20 protein-coding genes and 1 pseudogene are annotated in these 21,847 nt (G+C 28.4%); 19 read left to right on the top strand and 2 right to left on the bottom strand.

What is annotated here, in order from left to right:
• Position 1: 1 nt before the first annotated feature.
• From panB to rpsT, 19 genes and pseudogenes are all read left to right on the top strand, one after another.
• Entirely contained in the window at positions 2–808 is an 807-nt protein-coding gene (gene panB, locus JRV97_RS05295) for a 3-methyl-2-oxobutanoate hydroxymethyltransferase (RefSeq protein WP_281000895.1), read from the top strand.
• Positions 805–1,548: a biotin--[acetyl-CoA-carboxylase] ligase gene (locus JRV97_RS05290; RefSeq protein WP_281001039.1), complete on the top strand. Its 744-nt coding sequence runs from the start codon at positions 805–807 to the stop codon at positions 1,546–1,548. Before panB ends, JRV97_RS05290 begins: the two co-directional genes overlap by 4 nt.
• A gap of 1 nt (position 1,549) precedes the next feature.
• On the top strand, positions 1,550–2,080 hold the full coding sequence (gene hpt / locus JRV97_RS05285) for a hypoxanthine phosphoribosyltransferase (protein ID WP_281000893.1): 531 nt from the start codon (positions 1,550–1,552) through the stop codon (positions 2,078–2,080).
• A gap of 59 nt (positions 2,081–2,139) precedes the next feature.
• Positions 2,140–2,973 (top strand): purine-nucleoside phosphorylase, encoded by an 834-nt coding sequence (locus tag JRV97_RS05280; RefSeq protein ID WP_281000891.1) that lies wholly within the window; start codon positions 2,140–2,142, stop codon positions 2,971–2,973.
• Between the two features lie 169 nt (positions 2,974–3,142).
• Positions 3,143–3,967 carry a lytic transglycosylase domain-containing protein gene (locus JRV97_RS05275; protein WP_281000889.1) on the top strand — a complete coding sequence of 275 codons (825 nt, stop codon included), beginning with the start codon at positions 3,143–3,145 and terminating at the stop codon, positions 3,965–3,967.
• 10 nt (positions 3,968–3,977) lie between these two features.
• Positions 3,978–5,528, top strand: coding sequence for a flagellar basal-body MS-ring/collar protein FliF (fliF, locus tag JRV97_RS05270; protein ID WP_281000887.1), 1,551 nt, complete (start codon positions 3,978–3,980; stop codon positions 5,526–5,528).
• A gap of 20 nt (positions 5,529–5,548) precedes the next feature.
• The gene (gene fliG, locus JRV97_RS05265; RefSeq protein ID WP_281000885.1) at positions 5,549–6,565 is read left to right on the top strand and encodes a flagellar motor switch protein FliG; all 1,017 of its coding nucleotides are present in this window, start codon (positions 5,549–5,551) and stop codon (positions 6,563–6,565) included.
• Positions 6,558–7,244, top strand: a complete 687-nt coding sequence (locus JRV97_RS05260) for a FliH/SctL family protein (protein ID WP_281000883.1) — start codon at positions 6,558–6,560, stop codon at positions 7,242–7,244. The genes fliG and JRV97_RS05260 overlap by 8 nt, the downstream gene beginning before the upstream one ends.
• Entirely contained in the window at positions 7,231–8,553 is a 1,323-nt protein-coding gene (fliI, locus tag JRV97_RS05255; protein WP_281000881.1) for a flagellar protein export ATPase FliI, read from the top strand. The genes JRV97_RS05260 and fliI overlap by 14 nt, the downstream gene beginning before the upstream one ends.
• 84 nt (positions 8,554–8,637) lie before the next feature.
• Positions 8,638–10,002: a carbohydrate ABC transporter permease gene (locus tag JRV97_RS05250; RefSeq protein WP_281000879.1), complete on the top strand. Its 1,365-nt coding sequence runs from the start codon at positions 8,638–8,640 to the stop codon at positions 10,000–10,002.
• 12 nt (positions 10,003–10,014) lie between these two features.
• Positions 10,015–11,505, top strand: coding sequence for a hypothetical protein (locus JRV97_RS05245; protein ID WP_281000877.1), 1,491 nt, complete (start codon positions 10,015–10,017; stop codon positions 11,503–11,505).
• Positions 11,506–11,556: 51 nt separating this feature from the next.
• Positions 11,557–12,234, top strand: a pseudogene (locus JRV97_RS05240) (carbohydrate ABC transporter permease); the annotation flags it as partial.
• 3 nt (positions 12,235–12,237) lie between these two features.
• Positions 12,238–12,582 (top strand): hypothetical protein, encoded by a 345-nt coding sequence (locus JRV97_RS05235; protein ID WP_281000873.1) that lies wholly within the window; start codon positions 12,238–12,240, stop codon positions 12,580–12,582.
• Positions 12,509–13,270, top strand: a complete 762-nt coding sequence (locus tag JRV97_RS05230) for a class I SAM-dependent methyltransferase (protein ID WP_281000871.1) — start codon at positions 12,509–12,511, stop codon at positions 13,268–13,270. Before JRV97_RS05235 ends, JRV97_RS05230 begins: the two co-directional genes overlap by 74 nt.
• On the top strand, positions 13,267–14,172 hold the full coding sequence (gene miaA / locus JRV97_RS05225) for a tRNA (adenosine(37)-N6)-dimethylallyltransferase MiaA (protein WP_281000869.1): 906 nt from the start codon (positions 13,267–13,269) through the stop codon (positions 14,170–14,172). The genes JRV97_RS05230 and miaA overlap by 4 nt, the downstream gene beginning before the upstream one ends.
• Before the next feature lie 43 nt (positions 14,173–14,215).
• A complete protein-coding gene (hfq, locus tag JRV97_RS05220) occupies positions 14,216–14,464 on the top strand; it encodes an RNA chaperone Hfq (RefSeq protein ID WP_281000868.1) in 249 nt (82 codons plus the stop codon).
• 128 nt (positions 14,465–14,592) lie between these two features.
• Complete coding sequence (locus JRV97_RS05215; RefSeq protein WP_281000867.1) at positions 14,593–15,585, top strand: M23 family metallopeptidase; 993 nt, start codon at positions 14,593–14,595, stop codon at positions 15,583–15,585.
• A 124-nt stretch (positions 15,586–15,709) separates the two neighbouring features.
• Positions 15,710–16,906 (top strand): methionine adenosyltransferase, encoded by a 1,197-nt coding sequence (gene metK, locus JRV97_RS05210; RefSeq protein ID WP_281000866.1) that lies wholly within the window; start codon positions 15,710–15,712, stop codon positions 16,904–16,906.
• A gap of 31 nt (positions 16,907–16,937) precedes the next feature.
• Entirely contained in the window at positions 16,938–17,216 is a 279-nt protein-coding gene (gene rpsT, locus JRV97_RS05205) for a 30S ribosomal protein S20 (RefSeq protein ID WP_281000863.1), read from the top strand.
• A gap of 117 nt (positions 17,217–17,333) precedes the next feature.
• Here the strand turns inward: rpsT and JRV97_RS05200 are convergent, their stop codons facing one another.
• A complete protein-coding gene (locus tag JRV97_RS05200) occupies positions 17,334–19,493 on the bottom strand; it encodes a metallophosphoesterase (protein WP_281000861.1) in 2,160 nt (719 codons plus the stop codon).
• Between the two features lie 185 nt (positions 19,494–19,678).
• Complete coding sequence (locus JRV97_RS05195; protein WP_281000859.1) at positions 19,679–21,715, bottom strand: methyl-accepting chemotaxis protein; 2,037 nt, start codon at positions 21,713–21,715, stop codon at positions 19,679–19,681.
• Positions 21,716–21,847 lie beyond the last annotated feature (132 nt).

Genomic DNA, 21,847 nt, shown 5'->3' with positions numbered 1-21,847 from the left:
AATGAGTATAAAAAAAATACTAAAAATGAAGAAAAAAGAAAAAATAGCGATGATAACTGCTTATGATTACATTAGTGCAAAAATAGCTGAAGCTGCAGGAATTGATATAATACTTGTAGGTGATTCAGCATCCAATGTAATGATTGGTAACAAAGATACTATAAAAATTGGAATGGATGAAATGTTAATTTTTATCAACGCCGTAAAAAATGGTGCTCCTAATACATTTGTTGTTGGAGATATGCCATTTTTAAGTTATCAGGTTTCAGAATCTGAAGCTATTAAAAATGCTGGTCTCATTTTAAAAGCTGGTGCTGATGCTGTTAAATTAGAAGGTGGAAAAAATGTTGCTCCTTTAATAAAAAAAATGGTTGACTATGGAATTCCTGTAATGGGTCATATAGGCTTTACACCTCAATCATATAAACAAATTGGTATTTCTTCAAAAGGAAAAAATAAAACAGAAGAAGATTTTCTGCTTGAAAGTGCAAAATCTATTGAGGAAGCTGGAGTTTTTTCTATAGTCTTAGAGATGATAACAGAACCTGTTGCAAAAAAGATTACAGATTCTATTTCTGTTCCAACCATTGGAATTGGTGCTGGAAGATTTTGTGATGGCCAGGTTTTAGTATGGCATGACTTTTTGGGTTTAAATAAAGATTTTGAACCTAAATTTTTAAAAAAATACTTAAATGGTTTTGAATTATTTAAGGAAGCTATTGAAAATTATTCTAATGATGTAAAAAGTGGAAATTTTCCTGCTGTTGAAAATGTATTTAAACCAATAGAAGGTAGTGATGAAAAATAATAGGAGACAAATTAATATATTTCGATACAATAAATTCTACCAATATTTTTTTAAAAGAACACTGGAAAGAACTTCCTTCAGAAACAGTCGTTTGGGCTTCAAAACAAACTGGTGGATATGGAAGAATGAAAAGGGAATGGATATCGCCAAGAGGCGGGTTATGGTTTTCTGTTTTATTCAAACCAAAAAACAGACCTATGAATCCCTGGCATTATGTAAGACTTTATACTATGGCTATTAAAAATGTTCTTTCAAAAAAATTTAAATTAGAAACTGTTATCAAATGGCCAAATGATTTATTAGTTGATAATAAAAAAATTTGTGGTATTCTTGGTGAAGGCATTTATACTGGTAAAACTGTTGCTGCAATTATTGTTGGTATTGGTTTAAATGTTAATAATAAAATTCCTGATGAACTAAAAGATATTGCTACCAGCTATATAGAAGAAAAAAATAAAAAGATAAATCTTGAAAAGTTATTAAAGCAAATTAATTCAACTGCTTATTATAAATATTATATAAAATATTTTAAAAATAATACGATTTCAGTTTTCACAAAACAATGGATAAATAATCTTAACATTCGAAACGGAGATTTTATAAAAATAATATCGCAAAATGGAGAAAAACATGGTAAAATTGTTTCAATACACGGAGACTATTTAGAAGTATTACTTGAAAACGGCTTAATAGAAAATATTTATGCTGGCGAGGTTTCATTGAGAAAGGAGAGTGTTTAAAATGGAAATAGATCCAAAAAAACTAAAGGTTTTATTAACAGAAGAAGAAATTTTGGAAAAAGCAAAAGAGATAGGAAAACAAATAACAGAGTATTATAAAAATATTGATGATGAAATTATTGCTGTTTGCGCATTAAAGGGTTCTGTTCATTTCTTTTCTGATCTGGTAAAACATATTGATCACGATATGAAATATTATTTTGTAAGAGTTTCAAGTTATCATGGTGGAACATCTTCAACAGGAAAAATAACAGTTAACAGTTGGACAAATGAACCATTAGAAGGAAAACATATTCTCATTGTTGAAGACATTGTTGATACTGGAAATACTATTAGATTCTTAATAAATGAAATAAAAAAACAAAACCCTGCTTCAATTAAACTAACTTCTCTTCTTATAAAAAATGCTCATGATCATGGAATAGATGTGGACTTTCCTGGATTTGAAATTGACAATTATTTTGTTATTGGTTATGGCCTTGACTATGATGAAAAATATAGAAATTTACCATTTATTGGATATGTAGAATAATTTTTGTGGTATAATAACATTGTTATGATAAAGTTAAACGAATTTCTGGAGGTGGATTTATGAACTTCGATATTAATGAATATGTAAAAAACGTTAAAGAAGCTGCTAAATATATAAAAACAAAAATTGAAAACAAACCTGAAATTGCTATTGTTCTTGGCTCCGGATTACATGGAATTGCTGATAAATTAGAAAATCCATTAAAAATTTCTTATTCAGATATACCAAACTTTCCTGTCTCAACTGCTCCAGGGCACAAAGGAGAATTAATGTTTGGAACTATTTCTGGTAAAGATGTTATGTTAATGAATGGAAGATTCCACTATTATGAAGGCTATACAATGAAAGAAGTAACCTTTCCTATAAGAGTTATGCAGGAATTAGGTGTAAAAATATTAATAGTAACAAATGCAGCTGGTGGTATGAATCCAAATTTTGAAGTAGGAAATCCATGTATAATTACAGATCAAATTAATTTTATGGGAGATAACCCATTAATTGGGCCAAATGCTGAAGAATGGGGTCCAAGATTTCCAGATATGAGTGAAGCTTATAATAAAGAATTAACAGAAAAAGCTATATCAACTGCAAAAAAATTAGGAATTCCTGTTTACACTGGCGTTTATTTGGGAATTACAGGACCTACCTTCGAAACACCTGCAGAATTAAAAATGATGAGGAATTTCGGAGCAGATTTAGTTGGAATGTCTACAGTTCCAGAAGTTATAGTTGCAAACCATGGCGGAATAAAAGTATTGGGTTTCTCTGCAGTTACAGATAAAGCTGTTCCTGAAGAATTAAAACCAGTAACTGCTGAAGAAGTTATAGAAATTGCAAATAGAACTGGTGAAAAAATCGCTGAAATTATTTTGGCATTATTAGGTGAACTCTAAGGTGAAACGGTTTTTTTTTCTTGTTTTTTTAATAATATCGGCAGTTTTATTTTCTCAAAAAATTGATATATATAATAAAATTTTCTATAAGCCAGGCTTACACATGGAGTTGTCTACAGACTCCATGTTTTTGAATTTTGAATATATTCTTCTGGGGAAATACTCGTATATGAAATCTTCTGATCTATTAAAATTTGTTTGGGCACAGGATAGAACGCTTATTGGTGGTCAAATGTATGTGGAATCAAATTATTATACCCACGCTATATCTTCCAGTCATGCAATTGGTCTTCTCCAATTAAAGCCTATTGTAGCTCAGGATTTTGGTATAGACAATTTATTTAATCCTATTGATAATATAACAGGAGCTTCTGCATATCATAGTTTTTTATATAAATTGCTACAATCAGAAAAGAGTGAAATTGCTGCATATTATCAAGGACCAAATTCAGTTCTTAAAAATGGCATTAACTCTTCGGGATTATATTATTATAAAAAGGTGAAAAAGGCTCAAAAATACTACAAAAATACTAAAATTTATTCCCCTATTTTAATTGGAATTCAAGGTTCTGTTTCACAAAACTTTTTTGAATTAAACAGTTATTCTGGTCTTGCATATAAAAATTTAGAATTTTATTCCACACAAAACATTTCATTTACAAAATCTGATAACACTACAAAATTCAATAATATAAATTTAAACTTCGGTTTACTTTATTTTCCAAAATCAAATTTTTCTATTGGAACATCATATGGAAAAAATCTTGATTTCTATTTGAGACTTGGTTATCCATGGACTCAAAACATCTTATCTCTTGATAATTTTAAATATCTGGATTCATTTTATTTAAATGTAGAAAAGAAAAATGGATTATGGTTAAAATTATATATTAACAAAAATTTACAGATTACTACTGGTTTTTCCATTTATGACATAAAATTTGGAATAATATTCAATTCTGAATATAGAATTGGAGTATATATGAGTCTTTAGAGGTGAAGATATGAACCCTTTTCAAATGATTAAAGATTATTGGGAAAATTTTAATACAAATCAAAAAATTATATTTTCAGTTATAACCTTAACGGTTATATTTCTGTTAATATTCCTTATTGTTTTAAACTTAAAACCAAATTATCAGGTCTTAATTAGTGGTGTTGATGAAAAGCAGGGTGGAAGAATTATTTCAAAGTTAGAAGAATTAAATATTCCATATAAAGTTGGACCTGGTGGTTCTATAATGGTACCTGAAAAATACAATAAATACGAATTATGGATGAAACTTGCACTAAACGGTGTTCTTGGAAATCAAGTACAGGGATATGAATTGCTTCAAAAACAAAGTTTTGGAGCTACAAGTTATGATAAGCAGGTAAACTATCAAATAGCACTTGAAGGTGAATTATCTCGTTCAATTTCGACAATGAAAGGTATTCAATATGCAAGAGTACATATAGTTATACCATCAAGAACTTATTATACACCTGCAGAACAATCTAAACCAACTGCATCTGTTTTGCTCTTTTTAGAACCAGGTGCTACTATAGAACCAAATCAGGTAAAAGCAATTATGGATTTTGTCGCTGGGGCTGTTCAAAATTTGGATCCAAAAGACGTTAAAGTTGTTGATAATAACTCAAGAAATTTAAGTGCTCAGGTTATTTCAGAAGGCAACATTGCAGATGCAGCTACAAAATTTGATTTAAAAAGGAAAATTGAAGAATATTATACAGAAAAAATAGAAAATAAATTACAAAGAGTTTTTGGAATGGGTGCTGTTGTTGTTATTCCAGAAGTGGATTTAAACTGGCAAAAAATAGAAGAGGAATCAAGAAAGGTACAACCTGTTAATAAAAATACTGGTTTAGTTGTTAGCGAACAAAAAGAATCTGAAGAAAAAAAAGCACTTTCTGGCACATCAAATGTCCCTGGTGTAAATTCTAATGTTCCTCCATATACAACACAGACCCCGGATAATCAAGGAACAGATACATATAAAACTTCTAAAACAATTACAAATTACGATTTTAACGAAATATATCAAAAAGTTACCGATGATAAAAATGGAGAAATTGCAAAAAAATCTATCACAGTATTTATTGACCTTGATAAATCACCTATACCTGAAAATGATACTACAAAAGCACAAATAAAAAGTGCAATATCAACGGCTACTGGTGCTACTCCAAGTAATATAAATATTTTATTTACTAAATTTAACAAAGAAATGGAAACAGAATATCAGAAAATTATTCAGCAATCTGAAAGAGCAAAAACAATTACCGTTATTACAATAATTTCCGTTATTTTCATATTTGTTTTGATTTTATTGATAATTGGTATTATAAATCTTAATAAGAAAAGAAAAGCACGAAGAACGCTTATTGAAAGGAAAAAGAAACTTGAAGAAGCTGCAACAAAAGCTATTGAAGAAATTGAACCTGAAGTTTCAGAAGTTACTGAAGATCAAAAAGCCTTTGAAAAGCTTACTAAAACTGTTGATTCAAGTTTAGATGATGTAATTGAAATACTTAAATATTGGATTAATCAATAATTGATTATAGAGGTGATATTATGGCTGCACCAAAATCTTCTGATATTAATGGTTTGAGAAAAGCAGCTATCTTAGTAGTTCTTGTTGGACCTGAAAGAGCTTCAAAATTATTAAAAGAGTTAACAGAAGAAGAGGTGGAAATGTTAACTCTAGAAGTTGCTAATCTTGGGAAAATATCTGATGAAGAAAAAAATAATGTTTTAAATGAATTTTTTGAGCTAATGAAAGTAAAAGAATTCATTAAAGAAGGCGGCGTAGATTACGCTAAAAAATTGCTTGAAGAAGCATTTGGACCAGAACAGGCTATTAAAATTATTGAAAATCTTGTTACAAACTTACAGGTTAAACCTTTTGATTTCTTAAAAAGAATTGATATCGCACAAATTACCAATGTTTTACAAAATGAACATCCTCAAACCGTAGCCTTAGTATTATGTTATTTACCACCTGCTGCTGCTGCTCAAGTTATTGCTGGTTTACCTGAAGATTTACAAGTAGATGTAATCAAAAGAATTTCTATTATGGATAGGGCTACTCCGGATGTTGTTAAGGAGGTGGAGAGCCGTATGAAAGACAGGTTATCATCATTTGCTGCACAACCATTCAGTCAGGTTGGCGGTATAGAAACTACAGCTGAAATAATGAACAATATTGATAGAACTGTATCTAAAAATATTTTTGATAGATTATCCGAATCCGATCCTAAGCTTTCTGAAGAAATTAGAAAGAAAATGTTTGTATTTGAAGATATACTTAAACTGGATGACAGAACTATTCAAAGAATACTCAGAGAAGTTGATACTCGTGATTTAACCTTATCTTTAAAAGGTGCTTCTGAAGAATTAAAAAATAAAATATTATCTAATATGTCTCAAAGAGCAAGTCAGATGATACAGGAAGAACTTGAATTCATGGGACCTGTTAGATTAAAAGATGTAGACGAAGCACAACAAAGAATTGTTGCTATTATAAGAAAACTTGAAGAATCTGGTGAAATAATCATTGCCGGTGGAGGAGGAGAAGAATTAATTGTTTAATCGAAGAGTTATTAAAGGACAATATATTATTTTCGAATCGTCTGAAGAAACTCAGGAGTTAGAAAAAGATGTAGCTGAAGATATAGCAAAAAAGATTATAGATGATGCTGAAAAAAAAGCAAAAGAAATTATAGAAAATGCGAAAGAAGAAGCGGAAAATATTATCAATGAAGCTCATTTAGCCTATGCTGAAGAAGTGGAAAAAGGTAGAAAAGAAGGTAAAGAACAGGCTGAATATGAGCTTAATAATCTTATTCAACAATATTCTTTACAACTTAATAATTTACTGGATTCTTTTAATAAATCCATTAATTTGGAAGTTTATAATGCAAGAATTTTATTATTCAACTTATTAAAATTATTAATTAATAAATTTTTAAACGTTGAAATTTTTTCTTCTCCTAAATGGATAGAAAATTCACTAAATAAAATTTTAGAAAAATTTGTTAATTTTGAACATATCAAAATTCATGTTAGTTCAAATATTATAAATGATTTTCCTGAATTAATTGATAAATTTAATTCTGTAGACAATATAGAAATAGTAGAAGATATTACATTACCAGATTTTTCAATGTCTATACACACAGATATGGGAAAAATCATTATTAATAAAGATGATGTGTTAAAACAGGTAAACGATATTATAGAGGAAGAATTAAACGATGAAAGATTATAATGAAATATATGAAAATATAAATAGAAAACTTAATTCACTGGATTTATTTTCTTTAGAGGGTATTGTGGATAGAATAACTGGAGTTGTTATTGAATCCAGGGGACCTGATGTGTCCCTTGGAGATTTGTGTTCTATTACATTAAGAGATGAAAATACAGCATTATGTGAAGTGGTTGGATTTGTTGGAAATAAAGTATTATTAATGCCATTTGAAGATGTTCATGGATTATATGTTGGAGCAAAGGTTAAAAAACTGAATAGAAAAGTTTCTATTGGAATTACTCAAAATTTGCTTGGAAGAGTATTAGATGGTATTGGAAGACCTATCGATGGAAAACCTTTAATTACAGATAAATATCGTTCTATTTATTCACCACCTCCAAATCCATTGATCAGAAATAAGATTGAAGAACCTTTATCTGTTGGTGTAAAAGCTATAGATGGTTTAATAACTCTTGGTAAAGGACAAAGAATTGGGATTTTTGCGGGAAGTGGTGTTGGAAAGAGTACATTATTGGGTATGATTGCAAGAAATACATCTGCTGACATAAATGTGATTTCATTAATCGGAGAACGTGGAAGAGAGGTAAGAGAATTTATCGAAAGAGATTTAGGGGAAGAGGGGCTCAAACGCTCTGTTGTGATAGTGTCTACATCCGATCAACCTGCTTTAATGAGAACAAAAGCTTTACTTAGTGCAACCACTGTTGCAGAATTTTTCAGAGATATGGGATACAGTGTAATGTTAATGGTTGATTCCTTAACACGCTGGGCTATGGCTCAAAGGGAAATTGGTTTATCAATTGGAGAACCTCCAGCAACAAGAGGATATACTCCAAGTGTTTTTGCTGAATTGCCAAAAATATTAGAAAGAGCAGGAAACTCCGATAAAGGTAGTATTACAGCTATTTATACCGTTTTAGTTGAAGGTGATGACTTTAATGAACCTATTTCAGATACAGTTAGAGGTATTGTGGATGGTCATATTATTCTATCCAGAAGACTGGCTGAATCATCACACTATCCTGCTATAGATGTATTGGCAAGCATTAGTAGGCTGATGTCTTCTGTAGTAACTTCAGAACATCTCGATGCTGCTTACACTGTTAGAGATATTATGGCTACTTATAATGATGCTAAAGATTTAATTGAAGTTGGAGCTTATAAAGAGGGAACTAACAAAAAAATCGATATTGCAAAAAAAGAAATTGATAATATAAATTCGTTTTTAAAACAGGGAACATTTGAAAGACCAACTTTTAATGAAATTGTTGAGCAACTAATTAATTTAGCAAAAAAACTAAAATAATATTACAATATATTTTTTTGACTTTCGCCTCATTAATATGGTAAAATTAGTGTTAAAAATTTTTTGTTGATTGGAGGAAAGTCTATGCCCGCGGAAATTCTCATTCCTATTATAGGAGTTAGTATTGCTATAATTTTGGCAATTTTAATGAAGGTATCTAAATTTTTTCTTTCTCCACATGCCTGGAGAAGGACCAGGGAAAGCTTAACTGCATATTTATATATTCTACCTTCTATGATTGTTTTATCGATCTTTGTTTTCTGGCCTATTATATATTCATTTGTATTAAGTTTTTTTAAATGGGACTTTAAAAATCAGGCAAATCCTCAATTTATTGGATTTGAAAATTATACGGAATTGTTTAAACTAAAACATCCTGTAGATTTGACTTTTAATGTTGCTTTTTTAGGTACCTTTTTTATTGTATTTTTCGTAGCTTATTTATTAAATGCTATTTTAGATTCAAAACGAATTTCCGATAAAAAGGTTAAAAAACTTGTTTTTATAAATGCGATATTTGGCTTAATAACCTTTGTTTTGTGGAATTATATAAATTATAATTTACAATGGATTATTTTCCTTTGGCTTGCTTTCTCTTATGTTGCTATTGCAGCTATGAAAAAAATCGAAGGAACTCCTGATAAATTATTATTAAGGTTATTAATTTTTATTGGAATATATATTTTAGGAATAAAATTAATTAAAATACCTGAAATTGTCACTTATTTAAGTATGGCAAAAGAAGAAGCGGATTTTCTAAAGGCCATTTGGAATACCAGCTATTATGTTTTGTTATCTATGCCTATAACAATATTTTTATCATTAATCATCGCCTTATTGTTTTATCAAGAAATACATGGAAAAGTTTTTTTCAGAACTATATATTTTATTCCTTTTGTAACCAGTGTTGTTGCTGTATCCTTAGTATGGCAATGGATATTCAATGATAATGGTCTATTAAATTATATCCTTTCTTTTTTTGGTGTGGATAAAATATTATGGCTAAAAGATGAAAAATGGACAATTCCAACAATAGCCATTATATCCATATGGAAATTGGTAGGATACTATTCAATAATCTTTTTAGCAGGTCTTCAAAATATAGATAAAAGCTATTATGAAGCGGCTGAAGTTGACGGGGCAACAACATGGCAAAAATTCGCCTACATTACCTGGCCTTTGCTTTCTCCAACAACATTTTTTATTTTAATAGTTTCTATGATTGGTGCATTTAAAGTATTTTCTGAAATATTTGTTCTTTATTCAGGACTCCCGGGTCCATACAACAATAGCGGTTTAACTGTAGTTTATTATGTTTTTGAAAAATTCTATGGTGAACAAAGAATGGGACAGGCAAGTGCGGCTGCATATGTATTATTTGGTATTATACTTATATTCACATTTATCCAGTTTGTAGCCGGGAAAAAACGTGTCCATTACGATTCTTAAGGGGGTCTTATAATGTCCTGGACAAAATTTATGAATACAATGGGAACTTTAATAGTTTATTTATTAGTTATTGGTGGGGCTATAGTAATGGCTATGCCTTTTGCATGGATGGTTGTAACTTCATTTAAAACAGGAAGTGAAATCTCTCAATGGCCACCAAAATGGACATCAAAAAATTTCAAATCTGAAATATCTGTAAATATTAAAAATTCACCTTCTACTTCGTTGGGAAATCAGGGAAGTCTTAGTTTAGCAGAATTTAGAGCTTCTCAAAGTGAGAGTGTTTATAACCCATATAAAAAAGTTTTAACTGTCGAAGATGATGCTGTAAGACGGGGTTTAATAACATTAAAATTTCCTGCTTTAAATTATGCAAATAATACTAATTTAGCTAATTTAATCAATGATATAAAAGCATATAATGCAAATTTTCCCTTAATACCAGAACTATCAAATAAAATTAATTCTCTTGAAAACAATCCTGAAAGCTTTGAAAATTTCTATTTTAGTCTATATTCATCTTCAAATGGTTTATTTAAAAAGGCACAAATACTTAAATCTCTTAATAAAGAAGTAAAAAAATCCATAAATTATATTGATAAATTTCTAAAAATTTCTTTAAATAGATTACCTTATCTCAGAATTAAAAATACAGATAATTCTATTATAAAAAAAGAAAAAGAAGAAAAAAAAGAAGAACTTAAAAATTATCTTGAAAATCTAAAAACTGATTTAACCAATATTTCAGTATTAATCTCAAATTATTCTAAAGGAACTGGTATAATATCAAATGATGAAATTAATGATATAATAGAAAAGTTAAATACAATTAAATTTATTTCATATACCGATATGTACTTAAGAAATGTTAATAGATTACTTGAGAAAAATATTTATAATGCCATTATACACAACAAAAATTCTTTAAAATTCAAATCTTTTTTTGAAAAGAAATTTAATGATATACAAAAATATTCCACAGATAAATTATTAATAAAATTTAATGTCCCAACAAAAGAAACCATGAAAAATAACTTTTTAAAGGCTCTAAATTCATCTGATATTCCAGAGGAGTTTAAAAAAGACATTAATCAAAAACTCGATATATTAAAGATTAAAGATAATTTCGTTTTAAACATAGAACATGATTTTAATGATAAAGTTCTACAGGAATTAAAAATATCTTCTGAAGACTTGTCAAGAACGTTGATTATTATAAGAAGCTTATCAAAAATTAAAAATGTTAATCTGGAAAATATTGATACTTATCTAAACAGCTTTGATATTGATTTTATAAAAGAAAAAAATCTTGATAAAAGGAAACTTTTAGATTTATCTATTTTAAGAAATGTATATAATAGAGTGCTTGAAAATTTCAATAAAGTATATTCTGATGCTATATCAAAAGTAGATTTGTTAGAAAAACCTGATATTGTTGATAAAGTATATTATAGAAATTATTCAAATATCGAGATTTATTTTAAAGACATCTATGCATTATAGTTTCTCGATGAACAACCAACTATGAAGGCACAATTTACACCTTCTCAAATATTTGCAAATGTTTTCCAGAATTATGTCGATGCATGGAACGCTGCTCCATTTTCAAAATATTATATAAACACAGTATTTATGGCAACATCAACAACAATTTTTGAAATCATTATTTCTGCAATGGCAGCTTTTGCTTTTGCAAAACTTGAATTCTGGGGCAAAAATATTTTATTCACACTATTTTTAGCTACAATGATGGTTCCTGGAGAAGTAATGCTTGTTCCAAACTTCATAACAATCAGTAAATTTAGATGGCTTGATACATATTATGCATTAATTATTCCATGGATAGTTAGTGTATTTGCAATATTCCTTTTAAGACAGCAATTTTTAACTATACCTAATGACTTATGGGATGCTGCTAAAATCGATGGTAGCAGTAGCTGGAGATTTTTATGGACTGTTATGGTTCCACTAAGTAAACCTGCTTTAATAACCGGTGCTTTGCTTAAATTTGTTGGCAGCTGGAATGCTTTCTTGTGGGTTTTGATTGTAACCAAATCTCCAGAAATGAGAACATTAGCGGTTGGTTTGCAAACATTTACAACAGAATCAGGAACTTTATATAATCTTTTAATGGCTGCTTCTACATTTTCTGTAATTCCTATAATTCTGTTATTCATATTCATGCAAAAATATTTTGTAGCAGGAATTGCACGTTCAGGATTGAAAGGATAAAAAATGGAAAGAAAAAAAATTATCGTTGGCAAAAAAAAGAAAAAAGAAAAAAAAATTAATATTTTTAAATTGATTCTTTATTTTGCTATAATCTTTGTAATACTATATTTTGGCATACAAATGGTTCGTATGCTATTTATATATGCTGAACTAAGTAATGAATATAAAAAAACGCAAAGTGAATTTGAATCATTAAAAAGGAAACTTAATGCTATAGAAAAAGAAAGAGATATGATAAAAAAATTATTGGAAGAGAAAGGTGTGACAATAAAAAATGGAAAAATTAATTATAACTACGTCCCACAAACCATCGAAGGAACAACTTCAGCGAGCCAAACAACTCGCTGAACAATATGGTTTAATATACAAAAATAGAAGACATTTAAAAACAAACAACATTTATTTTGTTGTAGAAAAAAATCTTACTGTTAAAGTAAAAAAAGACGACTTTGAATTTTTCTTTCATCCTTCTATAGTGAAAATAAGAATGAAAAATTACGTATCGGATAAAAAAGATTATTTATTAAACAATTTGGCATTAAATGGAAATGAAACAGTTTTAGATTTAACTTTTGGTCTTGGAAGTGAAGCTTTGCTAATTGCTTCACAATTAGATAATGGAAAATTAATAGGTTTAGAAGGATCTTTCCCTATATATTTTGTTGTAAAAGAAAGCATTAAATATTATCCTTATAAGATAAAATGGTTAAAAGAAGCATCTAAAAAAATAGAAATAATAAACGATAATTATAAACGTTTTATTAGAAAACAAAAAGATAATAGCTATGATATTATATATTGTGATCCAATGTTTGAAAATCCGGTATTTGAATCATCTGCCTTAAATCCTTTAAGGCGGTTTGCTGTATATGATGAACTTGAACCTTCTGATATTGAAGAAATGAAAAGAGTGGCAAAAAATAAAGTAATCATTAAAGCACATGTAAAAGATTCTATATGGGATAAATATAAATTTGATAAAATAGACGGAAGTAAAAATTCTGGTGTATTTTATGGGGTGATTTATTTAAAATGAAAATACCTGTTATATTAGGTCCAACTGCTGTCGGTAAAACAGGTTTACTTACTGAACTTGGAAATAACTTTGAAGTTGTTTCTTGTGATTCCAGACAGATATATAAATATATGAATATAGGAACTGCAAAACCTACAGAAGAAGAACAAAAGAAAATAAAACATCATTTAATTGATTTTGTTGAACCAGATCAATATTATAATGCATATATGTATAGAATGGATGCATTAAAAGTTATAGAAGATATATTAAATAGGGGAAAAATACCTGTTATTTCTGGTGGAACTGGTTTATATTTTGATGCTATTTATAAAGGATTTTTTGAATCTCCAAGCTCATTAACATTAAGAAGTTATCTGAGAAAATTAGAAAATTCTCAACCTGGTATAATAAGAGAAATTTTAAAAGATGTTGATCCAGAAAGTTATTTAAGAATACATCAAAATGATTTAAAAAGAAGTATTAGAGCATTAGAAATATATATTATTTCTGGGAAAAAAATGTCTGAATTAATAAAAAATCACAAAATTCAATCCCCCTATGAATTTAACATTATTATATTGGACAGAGATAGGAAAGAACTTCATGAAAGAATTAATTTAAGAGTTGAAAAAATGCTAAAAGAAGGATTAATAGATGAAGTAAAAAATTTACTGAAAATGGGATATAACAAAAACTTAAATTCTTTGAATACTATTGGATATAAAGAAGTATTAGAATATATTGAAGAAAAATATGATTATGATAAAATGGTTCATTACATAAAAAGGAATACAAGACGATATGCAAGAAGACAAATAATTTATTTTAGAGGATATGATAATGTAACCTGGATAAATTTATCAAACGAAAAAAATCCAGTTGAAAAAATTAAAAATCTAATATTTTCAAATATTGAATGAATATTACTGTTTTAATTTAAAGTATTTTAAAGGGGGAGTTGGAATGGCAGAAAAGTTTAATTTACAGGAAAGGTTTTTGAATTTGTTAAGAACAAATAAAATCGAATGCAAAATCTATTTTGAAGGTGGTTTTCAAACTACAGGATTTATTAAATCCTTTGATAATTTTACTATCTTATTGGAGAAAAAGGGACAACAATCTCTCGTTTACAAACATGCAATAAAGATGATTGTTCCAATGAAATATGTTAGATTATTCCAACAGGAGAATACAGGAGGCAATCAAAACTAACAGATGTTCAATTTTTTTAATTATTATATTTCACTATCAAAAATTATTGCTATATGTTTTTAAATCCAGAAGATCACAATCTTCTGGTTATTGTGTTATAAATTCAAATTTTCTGTAGGAGGTATGTCATGAAAAAACTAATTATTATCTCATTAGTTCTTTTAAGTATCGTTTTTGCTTTCTCACAAAGATTTTTGCCGCCTGTTAAAGATTCTTATCTCACCTCTTCATTTGGTGAATATAGAGATACAGGAGACAAACCTCATTTTCATTTAGGAATAGATTTTTCATCATTTTCCAGAATAGGTTATCCAGTAAATGCTGCAGCAGATGGTTATGTGTATAAAATATGGATAAATCATAAAGTATACGGTAATACTGTATTTTTATATCATCCTGATTATGACTTGATAACTGTATATGCACATTTAAGCTCTTTTAAAGGTTTAGTTGAAGAAATCGCAAATTCTGTTATCAGTGAAGTAGGAAATACCTTTGCAGAAATAAAATTTCCAGAAGATGAAATAAGAGTATCAAAAGGAGAAATTATTGCATATTCTGGTAAATCTGGAGAAGCTGAAGTACCTCATGTCCATTTTGAAGTTAGGGAAATTAAAAAATCCGGAAATGAAAAAGTTGAAATTGTTAGAGATGCTCTTGAATTTGTTGATTATGTTGAAATGAGACCAAGAAAATTGGAAGCACTGGAAATAAGATCAAACAATAGAACATTTAAACTTTTAGAAGATCAAGTTACGGAAATTCCCTTTGCATCTTTACCTAAATTAGCAGTAAAAGCCGATGAAAGAATTGGCAATAATACCAAAATTGTGCCAAGAAAAATTTCTTTACGTATAAATGATGAATTAGTATATGAAATAGAATTTGATGCAATTAGAACAGATGAAATGTACTCACCAAATACAATATACGGAAATGGATCAAACATATTTACATATTGGATTAAATTATATTCTTCTTCATTTATAACTCCAATAAAAGTCAATAGATGGAATGAAATTGCATTTACATTGAAAGATAGGAACCCTGCTGAATTAATTTTAGAAGATATATGGGGAACTGTAAAAGTTTATAAGTTAGTACTGGTAAAAGAAATGTAACTTAAAATACAATAGATTTTATTTTAAAATTAATTTTTTATAAGTGTATTGAGGTATATTTCTGGTATAATAATACTTTGGATATCGATTATAATATTAAATAAATTAAAAAGGAGGAAGAAAATTGAAAAGAAGACTTTTTACAAGCGAAAGTGTTACAGAAGGTCATCCAGATAAAGTTGCTGATCAAATATCAGATGCTATATTAGATGCGTTATTAGAAAAAGATCCTTTTTCAAGAGTTGCAGTTGAAACGCTTGTAACTACAGGAGTAGCAATGGTTGCTGGTGAAATATCAACAAAAGCATATGTTGATATTCCAAAAATCGTAAGACAAACAATATTGGACATTGGATATACAAGAGCAAAGTTTGGTTTTGATGGTGAAACTTCAGCAGTATTGGTTTCTATAGACGAACAATCACCAGATATAGCTATGGGAGTAGATAAAGCATTAGAAGCTAAAACTGGAGAAATAAAAGAAGAAGATCCATATGAAAAATTAGGTGCTGGTGACCAGGGTATTATGTTCGGTTATGCTACAAACGAAACTCCAGAAATGATGCCTTTACCAATTGTTTTAGCTCATAAATTAGCATATAGACTTGCTGAAGTTAGAAAAAATGGAACATTAAAATTCTTAAGACCAGACGGAAAAACACAGGTTACTGTTGAATATGATGAAAACGGAAAACCTGTTGAAGTAGAAACAGTTTTAATATCTACACAGCATGAACCAGATGTAACTATTGAAGAAATTAGAGAAGCTTTAATCGAGCATGTAATAAAACCAATTATTCCTGAAAAATTCTTAACAAACAATACAAGAATTTTAGTTAATCCAACAGGAAGATTTGTATTAGGTGGTCCACATGCCGATACAGGATTAACAGGAAGAAAAATTATTGTTGATACATATGGCGGTTGGGTACCACACGGAGGAGGAGCTTTCTCTGGAAAAGACCCTACAAAAGTAGACAGATCAGCTCACTATATGGCACGTTATGTTGCAAAAAATATCGTTGCAGCTGGCTTAGCTGATGAAGTTTTAATTCAATTAGGTTATGCTATAGGTGTTGCAAAACCAGTTTCTATTTTAATAGACACAAAAGGCACTGCAAAAGTAGACGAAGAAAAATTATACAATGTAGTAACTGAAATGTTCGATTTCAGACCTGGTGCAATCATTAAAAATTTAGACTTATTGAAACCAATTTACAAAAAAACTGCTGCTTATGGTCATTTTGGAAGAACAGATGTTGAATTCCCATGGGAAAGAACTGATAGAGTTAACGATTTAAGAGCAGCTTTTGGACTATAATAAAATAATAATATAAAGGAGGAATATCAAAGTGCCAAACGTTAAATCAGCTAAAAAAAGAGTAAGACAAACAGCAAAAAGAAGATTAAGAAACAAAGCTTATAAGACAAGAGTTAAAAATTCAATCAAAAAAGTATTAGCTGCTATTGAAGCAAAAAAAGAAAAAGAAGAAGTTATGGGTTTATTAAATTCAGCATTTTCTGTAATTGATAAAGCTGCTAAAAAAGGTGTTATTCATAGAAATAATGCATCAAGAAAAAAATCAAGATTACATGTTAAAGTTAAAGAATATTTAGGAGAAGATGCCTAATAAAAAATTCCCGGCTTTGTCGGGAATTTTTTATTTCACTTTTAATGTGCACAACGCAGCATTAAATGCTTTTTGTCTACAAATTAAAATATCCCTGGTTTAGCCAGGGATATTTTTTTAATATTTATTTATTACAAAATGATCGAGAATTACATTAACAGGGATAAATCCATCTTCTTTTTTCTTATCAGTTTGTTGTGCAACACCTTTTACAACAACCTTTACTTGATTTTCAGTAACATATAATTCTACAAAATGATGTAGACCTACTATATCTTTAATTGTAAATGGATATTTATCTTCATATGATTTTACTTTAGTATATAATGGTGCGCCTCCACCACCAGTTACAATATAGTCTATACCATTATTTTCAAATCTTTCATACATATGGAAATGACTGTTAAATACAATATCTACACCATATTTTTCAAATACTGATTTCCAATAATTAACTGTTGGACTTACAGGTTCTACTCCATATTCCGTACAATTCGTCCAGAATGGTTCATGGAAGAATACAAATTTCCATTTTGCATCTTTATTCTTTTCTAAATCATTGATTAACCATTGTGTCTCTTTTTCCATACCTTCTTTATCTTTTTGCATCAATAATACATCTGCATCTAAAACAATAAAATGTGCAGGTCCATAATCAAATGAATAATATTGCTCGTTATAATCTCCTCCACCTTGTGGAGTTACAAATGAACTGAAATAGAATTTAGAATTATATTCATGATTACCTAATACTGGATAGAATGGAGATGTTGCTGCCATATTTTTAATTGCCCAGAAGAATCCATCCCAATCTCCTAAAATTCTACCATCCATTACTAAATCACCATCATTTATAACAAATGCTGGTTTTTGCTCAGCAATTTTATCAGCAACTAATTTATGTCTCTTATTATATGTTCTTGTATCCCCATATACTACAAATTTAAATTCTTTAACTTTCTCAGGTATTGTTTTAAATGTATAACTTTCTGTTTCAAGACCTTTAGCTGATCCTTTTTCAATAACTAATTTATAAGTATATTCAGTTCCAGGATTCAATCCTGTTATTTTTAAATGATGCATAACTGTATCATTTACATCTTCATAAACTTTTCCATTAACTATAACCTTACCTTTAGCAGGAACTAAAGTTTTCCAATTTACATAAACGCTATCTTTGGTTAAATCTGATAAATAAGGACCCCATAATACTTTATTTTCTTCTGCATATTTTCCAATAACAGGAGATGCTGTTAGCATTTCTTCGCCTTTAACTGTTATTTCTGGAGATTTAACTGTATTCATTCCAGCTAAATCAATTTTAACTGTATAATTTCCTTCTTTAGCAGGGAATGTATATTCTCCGTTTTCATTTGTATATGCAACAACATATAATATTCCATTTTTATCATATACATTAACCTTTGTATTTTTTATTGGATTTCCATTTTCAAAAGTAGCTTTTCCTTTTACTAATGTATAATCAACACTTCTTAAATCAAATGCTGTTTTTAATAATGAAGATAAATCTCTATCAACCATGAATATTCTCTGGAATGTTACTTTTTCACCATTTTTAATAGAAACAGTCTTAATTTCCGGATCAGCAAAAATATAAGAAATATGAATATCTCTTAATTTTCCTTTTTCTCCTGTTTCTGTTGTTGTAACACCATAGGCAATCTCTTCACCTTGAGCACCTAATAAATCTGTATCAATTCTATTTACTTTATATCCAAGACCAAATGTAAATGGTCTTGCATAACCAAAGAATGTTGCATCACCTAAAATCATTTTATCTTTATCTTTTCCACTTTGATTTTCTAAAGTTGTTTTCATTATTAAATAATTTACTCCAGGTAATAACATATATGTTGAAGTTATTTTAACTCCTGGTATATCTGAATGATGTCCTACAAGTTTTAAAACAGCTGGTCCACCATCAGAACCATTATTTAATACAAATACATTTTCGTAAATTGCCTGTTTTGGCCAGCCGAAATATGTATGCATTTCATCAAATTGATCTTCTCCTCCAAGATAAACAGCGTCAAGAAGGTTTCCGCCTGATTTCATATATCCATGGTAATTACCAAGATTCCCTATTAAAAATTCAACTTTTTCATTGGCTAAAATATAATCTCCAACCTTACCATCTGCAGCAGGTCCTGGTAATAATTGACTTTTATCCGTAACTTTAAAAGCTTTAGCATTTGGAAATACGGATATAGCTAATAATGCCACTAACAATAATAAAACAAAAAACTTTTTATGCATTCTAACCCCTCCTTTAAAGTAATATATCCTTAGAAAATATATATGCGTATAGAATATAATGTTACACCTTTTTTCTTATTTTGTCAAATTCTATAACACCAATTATTTTCTTTTTTAATATCTTTAAAAGTAATTATGTTCTAATAATAATAAAATCCAGCCTTTAGGCTGGATTTTTCCCTAGTTTATTTATTTAAAAGTATATTCTTAATTTCATCTATATGTTTCATTAATTCATCAGATGTTATTTTTACTTCTTTCAATAAATTCTCATTATGTTTTTTATTTTTATATTCAAATTCTTTAGCATAATGATGTAATCTCTCATGTAATGACAAAACCTTATTCCATTTTTCCTTAACTTCATCTGGGATATTAGTCGAAACAACCTTAATAAATACTCCAAATCCACATTTTTCAGGATTATCTTCTGCTAATAGTCTTAAATTATTGTTTGTTGAATCTTCAAAGCTTTCTACCCATTTTCTATGAGCTTCTTTTGCACTTTCCAATTCAACAACTAAATCTTCTTTTGTAAACAATTTAAATGCTGAGAAAATATTTACTGTTTTAATTAATTCATATGATTCTTTTTCAACTTTATTCAATAATTTATCATTTCTTTCTTTAACATATTCCTGTTCTTTTACAATTTCCTCCATATCTTCTTTCAATGAATTAACTAATTCTGTAATATTTTGTGATGATGCAGAAAGTTCTTCTACTGCTGCTCCCTGTTCTTCAGCACTTGCTGCAAGATTATCTGAATAATTTGAAATCTTTTCAACAGAATCTATAAGTTCATAAAGTTTTTCAGCTGTTTCTTTATTTATGGATAAAACGTTATTTATATTTCCAGACATTTCTATAACCATCTCAGAAGTTTCATTTACACCATTCATAACTTCTCCAAGATTTTCCCTTATGCTTTCTGCAGCTTTTCTACTTTCTTCAGCTAATTTTCTAATTTCATCTGCAACTACAGCAAAACCTTTTCCAGCTTCTCCGGCTCTTGCTGCTTCTATTGCTGCATTTAATGCCAATAAATTGGTTTGCTCTGAGATACTCGTTATGGTTTCAACAACATCATTAATAATTTCTGCTTTCTGTGAAACTGATTTTACCTTTTCCACTATAGGAATCATATTGTCAGATATTTCATTCATAGTTTCATTTACATTATCCAATCCTGTTCTTCCATTTTCTGCTATATCTGTTATTTCATGCGCAATGCTACTTAACTCTACAGCAGTGTTTGCTAAACTCTGGATATTATCTGAAATTTCAAATGTACTTGCATTTTGCTCTTCAACATAACTTGTAATATTATTTAACGACTCTTGATTTTTCATCAATGATTTATCAATTCTTTCAAAATTATCATTGAAATTCTTTAATTCGGTATTTATAGAATTAAATTGAGCAATGTTATTCCTAAATCTATTGAAGAAATTCTTTAAAGATATTCTAAATGATTCTATAAATATATTAAAAAATCTGGATATTTCGCCTATTTCATCTGTTCTATTATCTTCTAATTTCGTAATTAAATCTCCACCATTTTTAGATAATTCTCCTAATTTATCTCTTACATTATATAATGGTTTCATTAATCTGGAAATAAATAAATATAAAACTATTAAAACCAGAATAATTATTACTGATATAGTGATAATTATCATTTCTAATCTCAATATCGAATTTTCAAAATTATTTGTTTTAGTAACTGTTAAATTATCGTTTATCTTTTCTAACTCATCAAATGCATTCAATGCAGGTCCATCATCAATTTTTATTGTTTTATCTATTTCTGCTATTGATAAGCCCTGTTTTTTTAACTTTGAGGTTAATATAATATTTTCTCCATATTTTCTAAAAGTTGCTTCTATTATATCAAGATATTTTATTTCTTCCTGTGAAACATCGGGAATTTTCTTATACTTTTCAAAATCTTTTAAAACCTGTTCTTCTTTATTTTTAAATCTATCTATATACTTATCACTACCTCTTAATACATAATTTTTAAATAAATGAATTCCTCCACCATAACCAAATTGCTCTTTTATGTCAGAAAGAAGCTTTTGTCTTTCGGTTACAGTACTAATGTAATTCTCCCATTTTAATTTTAAACCTTTCATTTCATTAACTACAAAAAAACCAATAATAGAAAATATAACAATACCCAAAAGTACCAACACAAGCATTTTTGTTTTAATTTTCATTTTTTCACCCCTTTTAAAAAATATTATAATTTTATATTGTATACATATTATATCATACTTCTTTTTTATATTTAGTATAAAATTCAAATAAATATAAATAATATGAATTATTTTTACATTAAAATAATAATA

Origin of the sequence: Marinitoga aeolica (assembly GCF_029910535.1) — a bacterium.
Taxonomy (GTDB): Bacteria; Thermotogota; Thermotogae; order Petrotogales; family Petrotogaceae; genus Marinitoga; species Marinitoga aeolica.
The sequence above is the reverse complement of the archived record's forward strand: the minus strand, read 5'-3'. Positions and strand labels throughout refer to the sequence as shown.